Source organism: Flavobacterium sp. B114r, assembly GCF_056824125.1.
This window is the reverse complement of the sequence record NZ_CP124858.1, coordinates 775,006-790,707: the sequence shown is the minus strand read 5'-3', so window position 1 is coordinate 790,707 and position 15,702 is coordinate 775,006. Positions and strand designations below refer to the sequence as shown.

The 15,702-nt window shown below is 33.8% G+C and carries 12 protein-coding genes; 9 read left to right on the top strand and 3 right to left on the bottom strand.

The features are described 5' to 3' along the window. Positions 1-304: 304 nt before the first annotated feature. Positions 305-1,048 (bottom strand): DUF3298 and DUF4163 domain-containing protein, encoded by a 744-nt coding sequence (locus QLQ94_RS03630; protein ID WP_271337231.1) that lies wholly within the window; start codon positions 1,046-1,048, stop codon positions 305-307. A gap of 105 nt (positions 1,049-1,153) precedes the next feature. On the opposite strand from QLQ94_RS03630, the gene QLQ94_RS03625 reads away from it, so the two are divergent. The 5 genes from QLQ94_RS03625 to QLQ94_RS03605 all read left to right on the top strand — a co-directional run bounded on the left by QLQ94_RS03625 (position 1,154) and on the right by QLQ94_RS03605 (position 8,896). Continuing rightward, positions 1,154-2,296 carry a cystathionine gamma-synthase gene (locus tag QLQ94_RS03625; protein ID WP_271337232.1) on the top strand — a complete coding sequence of 381 codons (1,143 nt, stop codon included), beginning with the start codon at positions 1,154-1,156 and terminating at the stop codon, positions 2,294-2,296. A 285-nt stretch (positions 2,297-2,581) separates the two neighbouring features. After that, positions 2,582-3,925, top strand: coding sequence for an NADP-specific glutamate dehydrogenase (gdhA, locus tag QLQ94_RS03620; protein WP_271337233.1), 1,344 nt, complete (start codon positions 2,582-2,584; stop codon positions 3,923-3,925). A 233-nt stretch (positions 3,926-4,158) separates the two neighbouring features. Further along, the gene (gene recO / locus QLQ94_RS03615) at positions 4,159-4,872 is read left to right on the top strand and encodes a DNA repair protein RecO (RefSeq protein ID WP_271337234.1); all 714 of its coding nucleotides are present in this window, start codon (positions 4,159-4,161) and stop codon (positions 4,870-4,872) included. A 231-nt stretch (positions 4,873-5,103) separates the two neighbouring features. Further along, positions 5,104-8,505, top strand: coding sequence for an isoleucine--tRNA ligase (gene ileS / locus QLQ94_RS03610; RefSeq protein WP_271337235.1), 3,402 nt, complete (start codon positions 5,104-5,106; stop codon positions 8,503-8,505). A gap of 10 nt (positions 8,506-8,515) precedes the next feature. Beyond that, on the top strand, positions 8,516-8,896 hold the full coding sequence (locus QLQ94_RS03605) for a TraR/DksA family transcriptional regulator (protein WP_072964239.1): 381 nt from the start codon (positions 8,516-8,518) through the stop codon (positions 8,894-8,896). Positions 8,897-9,157: 261 nt separating this feature from the next. On the opposite strand, the gene QLQ94_RS03600 is transcribed toward QLQ94_RS03605, so the two are convergent. Both QLQ94_RS03600 and QLQ94_RS03595 read right to left on the bottom strand, forming a co-directional pair. Next, on the bottom strand, positions 9,158-9,538 hold the full coding sequence (locus tag QLQ94_RS03600) for a hypothetical protein (protein WP_271337236.1): 381 nt from the start codon (positions 9,536-9,538) through the stop codon (positions 9,158-9,160). Positions 9,539-9,573: 35 nt separating this feature from the next. Then, positions 9,574-9,930, bottom strand: coding sequence for a roadblock/LC7 domain-containing protein (locus tag QLQ94_RS03595; RefSeq protein ID WP_427401252.1), 357 nt, complete (start codon positions 9,928-9,930; stop codon positions 9,574-9,576). A 177-nt stretch (positions 9,931-10,107) separates the two neighbouring features. Between QLQ94_RS03595 and QLQ94_RS03590 the strand changes: the two genes are divergently transcribed. The 4 genes from QLQ94_RS03590 to kbl all read left to right on the top strand — a co-directional run bounded on the left by QLQ94_RS03590 (position 10,108) and on the right by kbl (position 15,623). Next, the gene (locus QLQ94_RS03590; protein ID WP_482499217.1) at positions 10,108-10,323 is read left to right on the top strand and encodes a hypothetical protein; all 216 of its coding nucleotides are present in this window, start codon (positions 10,108-10,110) and stop codon (positions 10,321-10,323) included. A 122-nt stretch (positions 10,324-10,445) separates the two neighbouring features. Next, complete coding sequence (locus QLQ94_RS03585; RefSeq protein ID WP_271337239.1) at positions 10,446-11,045, top strand: lipoprotein signal peptidase; 600 nt, start codon at positions 10,446-10,448, stop codon at positions 11,043-11,045. A gap of 143 nt (positions 11,046-11,188) precedes the next feature. After that, positions 11,189-14,347 carry a UvrD-helicase domain-containing protein gene (locus QLQ94_RS03580; RefSeq protein ID WP_271337240.1) on the top strand — a complete coding sequence of 1,053 codons (3,159 nt, stop codon included), beginning with the start codon at positions 11,189-11,191 and terminating at the stop codon, positions 14,345-14,347. 82 nt (positions 14,348-14,429) lie between these two features. After that, positions 14,430-15,623: a glycine C-acetyltransferase gene (gene kbl, locus QLQ94_RS03575; protein ID WP_482499216.1), complete on the top strand. Its 1,194-nt coding sequence runs from the start codon at positions 14,430-14,432 to the stop codon at positions 15,621-15,623. The last annotated feature ends 79 nt before the right edge of the window (positions 15,624-15,702 follow it).

Genomic DNA, 15,702 nt, shown 5'->3' with positions numbered 1-15,702 from the left:
AGAGTTTGATCGTAGAGGCGCACAGCAGTGCGTTTAACATAAAGGGTTTTCGTTTTTTGAATTGCCTCCAGCTAAAGCTCAATGTCATTAGTAAGGGAAGATCTATGATTCTTTTGTCGAATAGATCTTGCGCAAAGGCGCTAAGTTACATCCATTTCCTTTGCAACTTTGCGCGAATTTTTTAGCCATAATTGTTTAAAAAAAAGCTTGATTTAATGACATTGCGCTTTAACTGGAGATTATGATTAATGAGTTGTGTTCATTGGCTTTAGCCAAATTATCGATATTTCAAGTCAAAAATAAATTATTGATACTTCAAATACTTACTCACTTTTTCATAAGGAAACAAAATCTCTTTTGCACCATCTGCATACGAAGCAGCTTCATAAGAGTTGTAATATAAAAGCAAACCTTTATTGGTATAAAAGATATTTTGAGGTAATTGAAATTTGTCATTTTCGAACATTAATCCTGTAGCATTAATATTTAAATTTTCTGGAATTTTATATTTCGCCCTGAATTCTTTTTCGGCGAAAGCTTTAAATTCTTTTTCGTTTTTGAATATTTGATGGGTAAAAATGGTTTTCCCGGTTTTAGGATCGAATAATAAAGATCGAAAACCCTGATAACCATGAGCGCCACCGGTAAAAGTATAATGGTCAAGTTTTATATTGATAATCTGATCGGATTCAAATTCGACGTTTCCTTTTATTTTGCCTTCCCAGCCAAAAGTTTCAGAAGGGAATTTTTTGTGCATTTCTTCATAAGAAGTAATAAAAGAGGCTGCCAGACTTTTATAATCATTTGCTTTTGATGGATCTTCCTCAAAATAAACAATCTCTTTTATAACCGAAAACACTTTTTTGTTGATGCTGTCAGCAACTATAGGAACATTTTTGGCGACAGGAACTGAGATAGTAATTTTTGGGCAATCTTTTTTACAAGTAATTGTAGATTCTTTTTCAAATGTCTCATTTTCAAATGCAAGCTCTTTGTGGCAACTTGTGAGTACTAAAAACAAAAAGGCTGATAAAATATAATGTTTCATATCAAAAAGTGTTAATTATATACAAAGGTAAGAAGTTGTATCAGGATTAAAATAAATTAAACGGTAAATTTGTACCACGTTTAAGCATTTAAAATTTGTAACATTATGAAATTCAATACTAAAGTTATACATGGCGGTCAACATCATGATCCAAGTACAGGAGCTGTTATGCCTCCGGTATATCAAACTTCAACTTTTATACAAACAAGTCCGGGAAAACCTTTGGCGGATTATGAGTATAGCAGGGCGTCGAACCCAACTCGTACGGCTTTAGAAAATGCTTTGGCAAGTATTGAAAATGGTACTCGGGGATTGGCTTTTTCATCAGGTTTAGCAGCGACAGATTGTGTTTTAAGATCGTTTAAAGCTGGTGACGAAATCATTGCGATGGATGATTTATACGGTGGAACATATAGAATGTTCTCACGCATTTATAAAGATTCAGGAATTAAATTTCATTTTGTTGATATGACAGATATCGAGAAATTGAAATCCTTGATTAACGAAAATACGAAATTGATTTGGGTTGAAACACCTACAAATCCGTTAATGAAATTAGCAGATATTCAGGAAGTAGCAAAAATTACTAAAGCGAATAATATTTTATTTGCTGTTGATAATACATTTGCAACACCATATTTGCAAAAACCACTTGATTTGGGAGCTGATATTGTAATGCATTCTGCTACAAAATATTTAGGAGGACACTCTGATGTTATCGCCGGAGCTTTGATTGTAAAAGACGAGGCTTTAGGAGAACAATTGCATTTTCAGCAATTTGCAACTGGCGCAACACTTGGACCAATGGATAGTTTTTTGGTTTTAAGAGGGATCAAGACACTTTCGTTACGAGTGCAAAGACATTGCGAAAACGGAGAAAAAGTAGTAGAATATTTAAGCAATCACCCTAAAATAAATACAGTTTATTACCCGGGTTTAAAAAGCCATCCGTTTCATGAAATTGCTAAAAAGCAAATGAAAGCTTTTGGCGGAATGGTTTCTTTTACTTTTAAATCAGGTAAAAAAGAAGATTCTATTGCATTTTTAGAAAAGTTGAAAGTATTTACTTTGGCGGAATCTTTAGGCGGAGTTGAATCGTTGGCCAATCATCCGGCTTTAATGACACATGCTTCTATTCCGGCAGAAAAAAGAGCTGAAGTTGGTATTACTGACGATTTGGTTCGATTAAGTGTTGGTATCGAAGATGCTGAAGATTTAATTGCAGATATTGAGCAAGCTCTTGCATAAAAACAGAAAGCCCCAACTCTAAAGAATTGGGGCTTTCTGTTTATTTTTACTAATAATTCTTAATACAAAGTCCGATTAATGAATTTTTATTAAAAATATTAAAATAATGAATATAACAGTGTCAAATTACTGTAAATTAGCGAACCTGAAACGTAGATATTTCAGATAAGTCATATTATAGACAAAAGTTGTAATTGATGTTTAATTTTTTTTTAGTAAATATCAATTTAGAGTACATTTGCCATTAACGAAAACGTTTTCTTAAATATTAATAATCTAATAATCATGTCACAAAGTATTGCCGCTTTTATGGATTCGGTTAGCGAAAAAAACCCGAATGAATCAGAGTTTTTACAAGCAGTTTTAGAAGTTGCCGAAACGGTAATTCCTTTTATTGAAGAAAATAAAAAATATCAGAATAAAATGCTTTTAGAGCGTATGGTTGAGCCTGAACGTGTTATCATGTTTAGAGTAAACTGGTTAAGCGATAAAGGCGAAATTCAGGTAAACAGAGGATATAGAATTCAAATGAACTCTGCCATAGGACCTTATAAAGGCGGTTTGCGTTTTCATCCATCAGTTAATTTAAGCATTTTAAAGTTTTTAGCTTTCGAGCAAACTTTCAAAAATAGTTTAACAACATTACCAATGGGTGGTGGAAAAGGTGGTTCTGATTTTGATCCAAAAGGAAAATCAGATAATGAAATCATGAAATTCTGTCAAAGTTTTATGACAGAGCTTTCAAGACATATTGGTGATAATACTGATGTTCCTGCAGGTGATATTGGAGTAGGTGGTCGTGAAATTGGTTATTTATTTGGTCAGTACAAAAGATTAAGAAATGAGTTTACCGGAGTTCTGACAGGAAAAGGAATTCAATACGGAGGATCGTTAATACGTCCAGAGGCTACAGGATACGGAACAGTTTATTTTGCTCAGAGCATGCTGGAGACAAAAGGAGATAGTTTTAAGGGGAAAACGGTTGTTGTTTCCGGTTCAGGAAATGTTTCGCAATATGCAGTAGAAAAAGCCAACGAATTAGGCGCAAAAGTAGTTACTCTTTCTGATTCTAATGGATATATCTATGATGCAGACGGAATTGATGCTGAGAAATTAGCTTTTGTAATGGAGCTTAAAAATGAATTGAGAGGAAGAATCAGTGAGTATGTATCGAAATATCCTAATGCAAAATATGTAGAAGGAAAACGTCCTTGGGAAGTAAAATGTGATGTTGCTTTGCCTTGCGCTACTCAAAATGAATTAGATGGTGATGAAGCTAAAACTTTAGTTGCTAACGGATGTATTGCTGTTGCAGAAGGAGCTAATATGCCATCTACGCCAGAAGCAGTTACCGCTTTTGTAAATGCTAAAATTTTATTTGCTCCAGGAAAAGCTTCTAATGCCGGAGGTGTTGCAACTTCAGGACTTGAAATGTCACAGAATTCTTTGCGTTTAAGCTGGAGTTCTGAAAAAGTTGATCAAAGATTAAAAGAAATCATGTTAGCAATTCATGCTTCATGTGTAAAATACGGTTCAGATAAATCAGGATATATTGACTACGTAAAAGGAGCTAATATTGCAGGATTTGTTAAAGTTGCAGATGCTATGCTTGCTCAGGGCGTAGTATAAATTTTAACCGAAGATTTTAAGATGCCTTCATTTATCTTTTTAAAAGATGTGTGAAGGCATCTTTGTTTTTAAAAGCACAGATTTTACGAATTTGCCCAAAATTTAATTATGTTAATCGGGTTGGTGGAATTAATTTCAGCAACTAATTAATGACAATTAGTGAAAATCGTGTTTATTTTGTCCTTATGTTCAAAGGTTAAAGTAACTTCGTGAATAATATTTAAAATCTTATTTTGTTAGTAAAAACCAAAGCAATAGTAATCTCGTCATTAAAATTTCAGGAGAAAAGTTTGATTGTAAAATGTTTTACGCTTTCAAACGGCTTGAAAACGTATTTTGTACGTGATGCTTTTTCGAGTCGGAAAGCCAGTCAGAAAATTGCTTATTTTCAGCCATTATCAATTCTCGAAATCGAAGCCGTGCATAAAAATAAGGGCACGTTAGAAAATTTCAAAGAAATAAAAACAGCAGTCCCTTTTCAGAGCATTCATACTGATATTGTAAAAAGCACAATGGTGATGTTTTTATCAGAAATGCTGCATTACTCCATTCAGGAAGAAGAAAAAAATGAGTCACTTTTTGTTTTTTTAGAAACAGCTTTAACCTGGTTGGATCATCATGATGAAATTTCTAATTTTCATTTGATTTTACTTTTAGAAATAACAAAATATTTGGGTTTTTATCCTGATACATCAGACATTGATTTGCCATATTTTGAAATGAACGATGGTGTTTTTACGCACTTTCATGGTTTGAGTGCGCTTACGGAACACGAAACAAATTTGTTTAAAAAACTAATAGATTTGAAATTTGATAACGCCCAAAAAGTCTTTCATGTCATCGAGAGACAGATTTTATTAAAAATTCTGATTGATTATTACAGTTTTCATTTAGATGGCTTTAAAAGGCCAAAATCCCTTGATGTTTTGAAAGAAATATTTTCTTAATAACTCATGCTTTAGTGAGATTTAAAAAGACTTTTTTTATATAAAAAATAATATTTAGAATTGATTGGTTTCTGGATTATTAACTCGGTTTTTTGAGATTAGTACCGGAAACTAATCAATTCTTATGTTTTTGTACCAATTATCTCAACAAAAGTTTGTGAAATTTCAAGAAATTGATGGTCAATAATCCAAAATTCCTTACTTTCGCACCTCGTTTAAGAAAAGGATAAAATGAGCACAAAATTTACTGAATACAAAGGACTTGACTTGCCAGCGGTAGCGTCAGAAGTACTTGATTTTTGGAAGGAAGAAAATATATTTGAAAAGAGTGTAACTACTCGCGAAGGTGCAGAGCCTTTCGTATTTTTTGAAGGTCCGCCTTCAGCAAACGGATTACCGGGAATTCACCACGTGATGGCACGTGCGATTAAAGATATTTTTTGCAGATATAAAACTCAAAAAGGTTTTCAGGTAAAAAGAAAAGCCGGTTGGGATACTCACGGATTGCCAGTAGAATTAGGTACCGAGAAAGAACTTGGAATTACAAAAGAGGATATTGGTAAAACAATTTCTGTCGAAGAATATAACGAAGCGTGTAAAAAAACCGTAATGCGTTATACTGACGTGTGGAATGACCTGACCGAAAAAATGGGATATTGGGTAGATATGGAAGATCCATATGTTACCTACAAACCTAAATATATGGAGTCTGTTTGGTGGCTTTTGAAACAAATCTATGATAAAGGTTTGTTGTACAAAGGATACACAATTCAGCCATATTCTCCTAAAGCAGGAACAGGATTGTCTTCTCATGAAGTAAATCAGCCTGGAGCATATCGTGATGTTACAGATACTACAATTGTAGCACAGTTTAAAACATTGCCGGAAACATTGCCTTCATTTTTACAAGGTTTTGGAGATATTCACATCTTGGCCTGGACGACAACTCCATGGACATTGCCGTCGAATACTGCATTGACAGTTGGTCCAAGAATTGACTACGTTTTAGTAAAAACATTCAATCAATACACTTTCGAACCAATCAATGTTGTTTTAGCTAAAAATTTAGTTGGTAAACAATTTGGGAAAGGATTTTTTGCAAGTGAAGACGATGCTGACTTTATTAATGTAAAAGAAGGTGATAAAAAACTTCCGTACAAAATTCTGGCAGAAGGAAAAGGTTTAGATCTAGTCGAGATTCGTTACGAACAATTATTGCCATATGTATTGCCTTATCAAAATGCTGAAAATGCATTTAGAGTAATCGCCGGAGATTTTGTAACTACAGAAGACGGAACCGGAATTGTTCATACTGCTCCAACTTTTGGTGCTGATGATGCTAAAGTAGCAAAAGAAGCAAAGCCGGAAATTCCGCCAATGTTAGTTTTAGACGAAACCGGAACGGCAGTTCCTTTGGTCGATTTACAAGGAAAATTCACTTCGCATTTAGGAGATCTTGCCGGTAAATACGTCAAGAACGAATATTATGATGCAGGACAAGCTCCGGAGCGTTCTGTAGATGTAGAAATTGCTATTCGATTAAAAGAAGAGAATAAAGCCTTTAAGGTTGAGAAATACGTACACAGTTATCCACACAGCTGGAGAACTGACGAGCCGTTATTATATTATCCGCTAGACTCCTGGTTCATAAAAGTAACCGATGTAAAAGATAGAATGTTCGACCTGAACGAAACTATCAATTGGAAGCCTAAGTCTACTGGTGAAGGACGTTTTGGGAATTGGTTGAAAAATGCCAACGACTGGAACTTATCTCGTTCTAGATATTGGGGCATTCCGTTGCCAATTTGGAGAACAGAAGATAAAAAAGAAGAAGTTCTTATTGGTTCTGTTGAAGAATTGTACAATGCGATTGAAAAATCTATTGAAGCAGGTTTTCAAAAAGAAAATCCGTTTAAAGGTTTCGAGATCGGAAATATGTCTGAATCTAATTATGATTTAGTGGATCTGCATAAAAATGTAGTCGATCAAATTACTTTAGTTTCGGCTTCCGGCCAGCCAATGAAACGCGAAAGCGATTTAATTGATGTTTGGTTCGATTCTGGAGCAATGCCTTATGCACAATGGCATTATCCTTTCGAGAATAAAGACAAAATTGACGAGAATAAAGATTTTCCTGCTGATTTTATTGCAGAAGGTGTAGATCAGACTCGTGGCTGGTTTTATACATTGCACGCAATCGGAACATTGGTTTTTGATAAAGTAGCGTATAAAAATGTAGTTTCGAATGGTTTGGTTTTAGATAAAGACGGAATTAAGATGTCTAAGAGTAAAGGGAATACAATTGATCCTTTTAAAACCATTGCAGAATACGGTCCTGATGCCACACGTTGGTACATGATTATGAATGCAAATCCTTGGGATAACTTAAAATTTGATCTTGAAGGAATTGCTGAGGTACGTCGTAAATTCTTCGGAACATTATACAACACCTATTCATTCTTTTCGTTATATGCCAATATCGATGGATTTAAATACGCTGAAGCGGAAATACCGTTAAACGAAAGACCTGAAATCGATCAATGGATTATATCTGAATTGCATACATTAATAAAATTTGTTGATGAATGTTATGCGGATTATGAGCCTACCAAAGCAGCAAGAGCAATTTCTGACTTTGTTCAGGAAAACCTGAGTAACTGGTATGTTCGTTTATGTCGTCGTCGTTTCTGGAAAGGAGAATATGCCCACGATAAAATTGCAGCTTATCAAACGCTTTATACTTGTCTGTTAACGATCAGTAAATTAAGCGCTCCGATCGCTCCTTTTTTCATGGATAAATTATACCGTGATTTAACGACTTCTACAGGAACCGAGCAATATAGCAGTGTTCACTTGGCTCAGTTCCCAAAATTTGTCGAAAACTTTGTTAATAAAACGTTAGAAAGCAAAATGCAGAAGGCGCAAACCATCTCATCTCTTGTTTTATCGCTTCGTAAAAAGGAAATGATTAAGGTGCGTCAACCTTTGCAAAAGGTAATGATTCCGGTACTTGATGAAAATCAAAGAGCCGAAATTCAGGCAATTTCTGAGCTTATAAAAGCGGAGGTAAACGTTAAGGAAATCATACTTTTAGAGGATGATTCAGATATACTGGTAAAACAAATTAAGCCTAATTTTAAAGCGTTAGGTCCTCGTTTTGGTAAAGATATGGGGTTGATTTCCAAAGAGATACAATCTTTTTCTGCAGATCAGATTAATCAATTAGACAAGCAAGGCACGTTAGACATTGTTATTGCTGGAAATAGTGTAACTTTATCATTAGAAGATGTCGAAATAACATCTCAGGATATCGAAGGCTGGTTGGTTGCAAATTCAAACGGAATAACAGTTGCGCTTGATATCACAATCTCTGGAGAATTGAAAAACGAAGGAATCGCAAGAGAGTTGGTAAACAGAATTCAAAATATCCGTAAAGATTCTGGATTTGAGGTTACTGATAAAATTAAAGTTCAAATAAAAAGAAGCGGTATTTTAGAAGAAGCAATTCTGAAAAATATAGACTATATAAAGTCTGAGACATTAACAGATGAATTGGTTTTTGTGGATGCATTAGAAAACGGCACAGAAATTGAATTCGATGATATAAAAACAATGATATTAATTTCAAAATAATATAAATACCATGACAGATGAAATTACAAGATACTCTGATGCTGATTTAGCTGAGTTCAAAGAAATAATTCAAAATAAAATACAAAAAGCACAAGCCGATCTGGATTTAATAAAAAGTGCTTATATGAATGATTTGAATAACGGAACAGATGATACTTCTCCAACTTTTAAAGCATTTGAAGAAGGAAGCGAAACAATGTCAAAAGAAGCAAACTCACAGTTGGCTATCAGACAGGAAAAGTTTATACGCGATCTGAAAAATGCATTATTCCGTGTTGAAAATAAAACATACGGTATTTGTAAAGTAACAGGAAAGTTAATTGGCAAAGAAAGGCTAAAAATCGTTCCTCATGCTACAATGAGTATCGAAGCGAAAAACTTGCAACGATAATAAATACTTAATAAAATAAGCGCTCCTTTTAGGGGCGTTTTTTTTTTTTTTGTTTGTTTGTTTAATGTTTTACGAAAATGTGTTTATGGATAGCTGTAAAGCTTTTGAAAGAATTTAATTGCAATTTCTAAAAAGAAGTCGAAATTGTATCCGCTTTTTTTTGTAAGAAGTAAAAGCATTCGATTTGGGGCGAAGATTGTTTGTTTTAAATTAGAGCTATCCTGAATACAGATAGCTCTAATTTAAAATAGAACTAAAAAATTAAGCTAAGTTTTTCTCTAGCTCTAACTTGTGTTTTCTTAAGACAGCTCTTGTCATTCCTAAATTTGCCTTACTTGCATCTGCGGCAAGATAAATCATGAATTTTTTGTTTGGAGAAATGTCGATAATGTGAATTTGATTCGAAAGAGTAATCAGGATATCTTCAATGTCCTGGTTTAAGTTTAAGGCCTTTACCGCGTTTAGTTTTGCCTTTACAACCTCAAGGTTGTAAGCTGCTGCAAGTTCAGGATCAAAACCGGGGTCAACTGTTAAATTTCCAAAACTTAATCCTGATTCAATTTCGGTTACAGCCACTGCTATAAATCCATTTACGTTGGTTTTCATTTCGTTTAAAAACACATTTAAAAAGTCGTTACTCATAATTTAGGTGGATTTGTTGGGTGAATAGATTTATGTTATTTTAATAGGGAATTCTTACTCAATTCTGTCGCAACTTCATCTGTTGACCGCATTAATAAACCCAGATTGCTTCCGTCTTTTGAAAAAGCAATAATAAAATTAGTACCGCTTATTTTATTTCCAACGACAACCCCTTCAGATGTTTTTAAAAAAAGCTGTTTTAATACACCTTTGTCTAAATCAATTAAGAATTTTTCGCTCATTGATAAAATTGCAGCGCTCATTGCAGCGACACTGTCTCCGTAATCTATATTTAAAGATGTGATTAATTTTCCTTTTCCATTTAAGATTAATGCAGCAGAAGATTTGGTGTTAACCAGGAAGTCGTTTAGTGTGGATGTGATCTCATTCATATTTGTAGGATTTGGGGGAATTGTTAAAATTAATTCATTTCGATGTCTATTAGTGAAAAATGTTGCTTTTCGATCTAAACAAGTGTTAATTTTTACTAACAAATATAAATTAAATTATGTATTATTGTAATACCAAATCATTAATAATTTATTTATTTAACATAAAAAACTTACACAATGGCTAAAGTATTGAAATTCAAAGACGTGAACTCTGATGTGGAGAGCAGATTGAAAGATTTTGAAAAAATCCGCATTAAATTTAAATCCGATGTAAAAAAGGCTGAAGTCAAGAAGGCAACAGCAGGAAAAGAGGGTAAAGGTTTGCTTAAGTCTATCTCTGATTTTTTTGCCGATAGTCCAAAGAAACCTGTCCAGTCAACGGTTAAAAAATAAACTTTTTGATAGTGATTAAAATAAGCCGACGCATCTAAGTTTGTGTTGTGAAAGAATTAACGCTCCTTAGGGGGCGTTTTTTTTGTTTAAATTGTTACTTTTGCCCATCAAAATTTATTTAAATGTCATTACGAAAAGCGTATTTCCTTATATTTTTAGTTTTAATTGTTGATCAGCTTTCAAAAATCTATGTAAAAACAAACTTTGCTTTAGGTGATGAGGTGGTAGTTTTTGATTGGTTCAGAATTCATTTTATCGAAAATGAAGGAATGGCCTGGGGTACAAAAATACCGGGGCAATATGGAAAATTGATCTTAACTATTTTTAGAATTTTTGCTGTTTTCGGAATTGCCTATTGGTTGTCTGATTCGATCAAGAAGCGTCATTCGACTTATTTAGTCGTTGCAATTGCGCTTATTTTTGCAGGTGCGGCAGGAAATATAATCGATTCTGTTTTTTACGGGGTTATTTTTGATGACAGTAATGGTAATCTTGCAACACTTTTTTCTCCGGAACCTTACGGAACCTGGTTTCATGGTTTAGTGGTAGATATGTTTTATTTTCCGATATGGAGAGGAACTTTGCCAAATTGGTTTCCTATTTGGGGTGGTGAAGATGTGTCATTCTTTAATGCTATTTTTAATGTTGCTGATATGGCCATTTCTACAGGAGTGGGAATTTTGTTAGTTTTTAATAAAAGAGTCTTTCCTAAAACAGCTTAGTTATTGTATAAAATTCAAAAGAATAATTAATTCCAAATTCCAATATTTGACGTATTCATTGCGGGCAGATATTGGAATTTGGAATTTTCTATTATTGGGGTTTAATATTTATTGTGCTATTTTTGCAGTATAAAACTAAAGTTATGCAAAGTCCGTCCTTTTCTCTTTATGATGCCTCTGCAGGTTCGGGAAAAACCTATACTTTGGTTAAGGAATATCTTAAAATTATTCTTTCTTCTTCTAAAAATGATGCTTACCGAAATATTCTAGCGATAACATTTACTAATAAAGCGGTTCACGAAATGAAAAGCCGTATTGTAGGGAGCTTGTCTGAATTTGCAAAAGAAGAGCCTTCGGCAAAAGCACTTGACCTAATGGAAGATTTGTCTCGCGATACAGGTCTTTCTATCATTAAAATCAAAATAAAGTCTCAAAGCATAATAAAACATCTTATTCATAATTATGCTGCTTTTGATATTTCTACAATTGATAAGTTTACGCATAAAGTGATTCGTGCTTTTGCACATGATTTGAATTTGCCAATGACGTTTGAGGTAACTTTAGATACTGAAAATCTATTGGTAGAAGCAGTTGATGCGATTATTGCGCAGGCTGGTCAGGATGAAACTTTGACGAAATTATTGATTGACTTTACGATGGAGAAAACTGACGATGATAAAAGTTGGGACATTTCACGTGAAATTTTAGATACCGGAAGACTAGTTCTTAATGAGAATAACCGAAATGAAATTTCTCATTTTCAGGATAAATCTATCGAAGAGTTTGTTGTAATAAAAAAGAAGATGCTGGCTCTTTGTAAAGGCCTGGAATCTGAAAATGGAAATTTTGCTACGGAAGCGCTTTCACTTATTGATAAAAGCGGTATTGATTTAAAATCATTTTCCAGAGGAACCTTCCCAAATCATCTGGAAAGTATTCGTGACGGGAAATTTAATCCCCGTAATAAAACGTTTCATGAGTTTGATGATATTGCAATTAATAAAACGGCTAAAGACAAAGCATTAATCGAAAATATAATTCCTGAACTACTTCAAATTTTAGAGAAGATTTATAAAAATTTCGAAAAAAGAGATTTTTATAAAGCATTCCTGAAAAATATTACGCCACTTTCCCTGTTAAATACCGTTAGTAATGAATTGGCAAAAATACAATCTGAACAAAATATCTTATCAATTTCAGAATTTAATGCTATAATTCATCGGGAAATTCAAAACCAGCCAGCCCCTTTTATTTATGAGCGTATTGGAGAACGGTATCGTCATTTTTTTATTGATGAATTTCAGGATACTTCAGAGATGCAATGGCAAAACCTGATCCCGTTAATCGATAATTCGCTTTCTGGTTTAGATGATTTTGGAAATAAAGGAACTTTGATGATTGTGGGAGATCCCAAACAATCTATCTATCGTTGGCGAGGAGGAAAAGCAGAGCAATTTATAGAATTGAGTAAGGGCTTAAATCCCTTCAATAATAAGGATAAGGTAATAAAACATTTAGATACCAATTACAGAAGTTTTAGTGAAGTAATTGATTTTAATAATGATTTTTTTAAGTTGATTTCGACAGAGTTTTCTAATGAAGATTATAAGGATTTATACGAGAATCACAGTTTTCAAAAGTCGAATTCAAAAAACGGAGGTTATGTCAATATTTCTTTTCTTCCGATAATAGAGAAAAATGATTTTGCTGATGAAGAAGAAGTTGTAGAGAAATCAGATTTGTATGTTTTAGCAACTTTAAATACAATTCAAAAAGTAAATAGTGAAGGTTTTGAGTATAATGATATTGTTATTCTGACCCGAAAAAGAGATCAGGGAATTGCAATTGCAAATTATTTGACGGAACAAGGAGTTCCTATTTTGTCTTCAGAGACATTGATGATTCAGAATGCTGTTGAAGTTCGTTTGATCGTTCATTTGTTGAAATATCTAAATAATAGTGCTGATCTGGAATCGAAAGCTAATTTCTTGCATTTTTTAGCATCAAACAAAGAGCTTGAAATGCCGGTGCATGATTTCATTGCAAAAGGAATGGCGCAAAAGATTGAAGTTGATTTTGAAAAATGGCTTTTGACTTTTGATGTTTCTCTTTCTTTTGAAAATGTTCGGAAAAAATCACTTTACGAAGCAGTAGAAGTTATTATTTCAAAATTTATACCTCTTTCAGAAGGAAATGCATATATTCAGTTTTTTCTGGATATTGTTTTAGAACGGGATATTAGAAATCAGGCCGGAATTGCTGATTTTCTGACTTATTGGGATAAAAACGGGGAGAAGTTTAGTATTCCGTCTCCTGAAGGAATTAATGCGGTGCGAATTATGACGATCCATAAGTCGAAAGGATTGGAGTTTCCTGTGGTGATAATGCCCTTTGCTGAAGAAGATTATAATCGCAAGCCAAAAGATAAGTTATGGCTTGATACTGACGGTGCTGATCTGGATGTGCCAAAGGCTTTGATTGATAACAGCAGCGCGGTTGAGGGTTTTGGAGAAAGTGCTTCGGCTGTTTTTAATTTAAAAAAACAAGAAGAATTACTCGATAATATAAATGTTCTCTATGTAGCATTAACCCGTGCAGAAGAGCAGTTGTATGTAATCTCACAATCTCTAAAAGAAAGAAAAGACGGAGAGTTCCCGAGTAATATGGCTTCTTTTTTTATTAAATATCTAATTCATAAAGGATTGTATGATTCTGAGCAGCTAGAATATGAGTTTGGAAATAAGGTCAAACTTTCGTTGCCAATAAAAGCAGTCGATTTGGTAAAAACAATACCTGTTGTGTCAGAAGTTTTAAATCCTAAAAATATTAAGATAGCACAGCGTGAAGCTTTAATGTGGGGAACGCATCAACAAGAAGCAATCGCATACGGAAATATAATTCACGAGATTCTGGCTTTTGTTAAAGACAAGTCAGATGTCGATTTGGCAATTACAAAAGCAATCGAAAATGGTTTGATTAAAGTGGATCAAATGGATATGGTTTTAGGATCTCTGCAGGAAATTGTGCATCATCCTGAACTCAGTATTTGTTTTGATGGGAATTATACTATTCTAAATGAACAAACGATTGTTCAGAAAGAAGGAAGGATTTTGAAGCCGGACCGAATCGTATTGACTCCAGATAAAGAAGCATATCTTTTAGATTATAAAACCGGAGCTGTGAATTCAAAATACACACAGCAAATTCAGGAATATCAGGATGCTATTGAAGATTTAGGGTATAAAGTGTTAAAAAAGGCTTTGGTATATATAGGAACAGAAATCGATGTGGTAAATTTGTGAAGAAATTAATCAGGTGTTAAATTATAATTTGGATTTTAAGAGATCTAATTTGTTAATTTTTAACGTTTTAAATAAATAAAAAATGTACGGTAAAATAAAAGAACATTTGCAAAGTGAGTTGCAGACTATTGAAGAAAATGGGATTTTCAAAAAAGAACGAATTATAACTTCTGCACAAGGTGCTGAAATTACTATTTCGACAGGAGAAAAAGTTTTGAATTTTTGTGCCAACAATTATTTAGGTCTTTCATCACATCCTGAAGTAGTTCAGGCAGCAAAAGATGCGATGGATACTCACGGTTTCGGAATGTCATCTGTGCGTTTTATTTGTGGAACTCAGGATATTCATAAAACATTAGAGAAAAAAATCGCTGAGTTTTATGGTACAGAAGATACAATTCTTTACGCTGCTGCTTTTGATGCTAATGGTGGGGTCTTTGAGCCTTTGTTGGGAGAAAACGATGCGATAATTTCAGATAGTTTAAATCATGCTTCTATTATAGATGGTGTGCGTTTGTGTAAAGCAGCGCGTTACCGTTACGAAAACAGTAATATGGGGGATTTAGAACAGCAATTAATCAAGGCTAATGAAGCCGGAGCGCGTTTTAAATTAATTGTTACCGATGGTGTTTTCTCAATGGATGGTCTTGTAGCGCCATTAGATAAAATTTGCGACCTGGCAGATAAATACGATGCTATGGTTATGGTAGATGAATGTCATGCTGCCGGATTTATTGGTGCAACAGGTAAAGGTACGCTTGAAGCAAAAGGTGTTATGGGAAGAGTTGATATTATAACGGGAACCTTAGGTAAAGCTCTTGGCGGAGCAATGGGTGGTTATACAACAGCAAAAAAAGAAATAATAGAATTATTACGTCAACGTTCTAGACCATATTTGTTTTCGAACTCACTTGCGCCGGCAATTGTGGGGGCATCTATAAAGGTCTTTGAATTATTAGAAAAAGATACTTCTTTAAGAGATAAATTAGAGTGGAATACAAACTATTTCAAAGAGGGAATGAAAAAAGCAGGTTTTGATATTATTGATGGAGACTCTGCGATAGTTCCTGTTATGTTATATGATGCAAAATTGTCGCAAACAATGGCAGATGAGCTTTTGAAGAAGGGAATTTATGTAATCGGATTCTTCTTTCCTGTTGTGCCCAAAGATAAAGCCAGAATTAGGGTTCAATTATCTGCTGCACATACTAAAGAGCACTTAGATAGGGCTGTAGAAGCGTTTATAGTTGTCGGACAGATGTTAAAAGTTATATAATTTCCACTTAGAGGAATTTTTGTAGGTTTTTTTTAACATTTCATTTTGTATTTAAAAAATTTGGTGTTACTTTTGCTTG

What these genes read in the sequence shown, in the direction of transcription:
- QLQ94_RS03630 (WP_271337231.1), bottom strand. Translation starts at nt 1,048, where the DNA reads ATGAAACATTATATTTTATCAGCCTTTTTGTTTTTAGTACTCACAAGT.
- QLQ94_RS03625 (WP_271337232.1), top strand. Translation starts at nt 1,154, where the DNA reads ATGAAATTCAATACTAAAGTTATACATGGCGGTCAACATCATGATCCA.
- gdhA (WP_271337233.1), top strand. Translation starts at nt 2,582, where the DNA reads ATGTCACAAAGTATTGCCGCTTTTATGGATTCGGTTAGCGAAAAAAAC.
- ileS (WP_271337235.1), top strand. Translation starts at nt 5,104, where the DNA reads ATGAGCACAAAATTTACTGAATACAAAGGACTTGACTTGCCAGCGGTA.
- QLQ94_RS03605 (WP_072964239.1), top strand. Translation starts at nt 8,516, where the DNA reads ATGACAGATGAAATTACAAGATACTCTGATGCTGATTTAGCTGAGTTC.
- QLQ94_RS03600 (WP_271337236.1), bottom strand. Translation starts at nt 9,538, where the DNA reads ATGAGTAACGACTTTTTAAATGTGTTTTTAAACGAAATGAAAACCAAC.
- QLQ94_RS03595 (WP_427401252.1), bottom strand. Translation starts at nt 9,930, where the DNA reads ATGAATGAGATCACATCCACACTAAACGACTTCCTGGTTAACACCAAA.
- QLQ94_RS03590 (WP_482499217.1), top strand. Translation starts at nt 10,108, where the DNA reads ATGGCTAAAGTATTGAAATTCAAAGACGTGAACTCTGATGTGGAGAGC.
- QLQ94_RS03585 (WP_271337239.1), top strand. Translation starts at nt 10,446, where the DNA reads ATGTCATTACGAAAAGCGTATTTCCTTATATTTTTAGTTTTAATTGTT.
- QLQ94_RS03580 (WP_271337240.1), top strand. Translation starts at nt 11,189, where the DNA reads ATGCAAAGTCCGTCCTTTTCTCTTTATGATGCCTCTGCAGGTTCGGGA.
- kbl (WP_482499216.1), top strand. Translation starts at nt 14,430, where the DNA reads ATGTACGGTAAAATAAAAGAACATTTGCAAAGTGAGTTGCAGACTATT.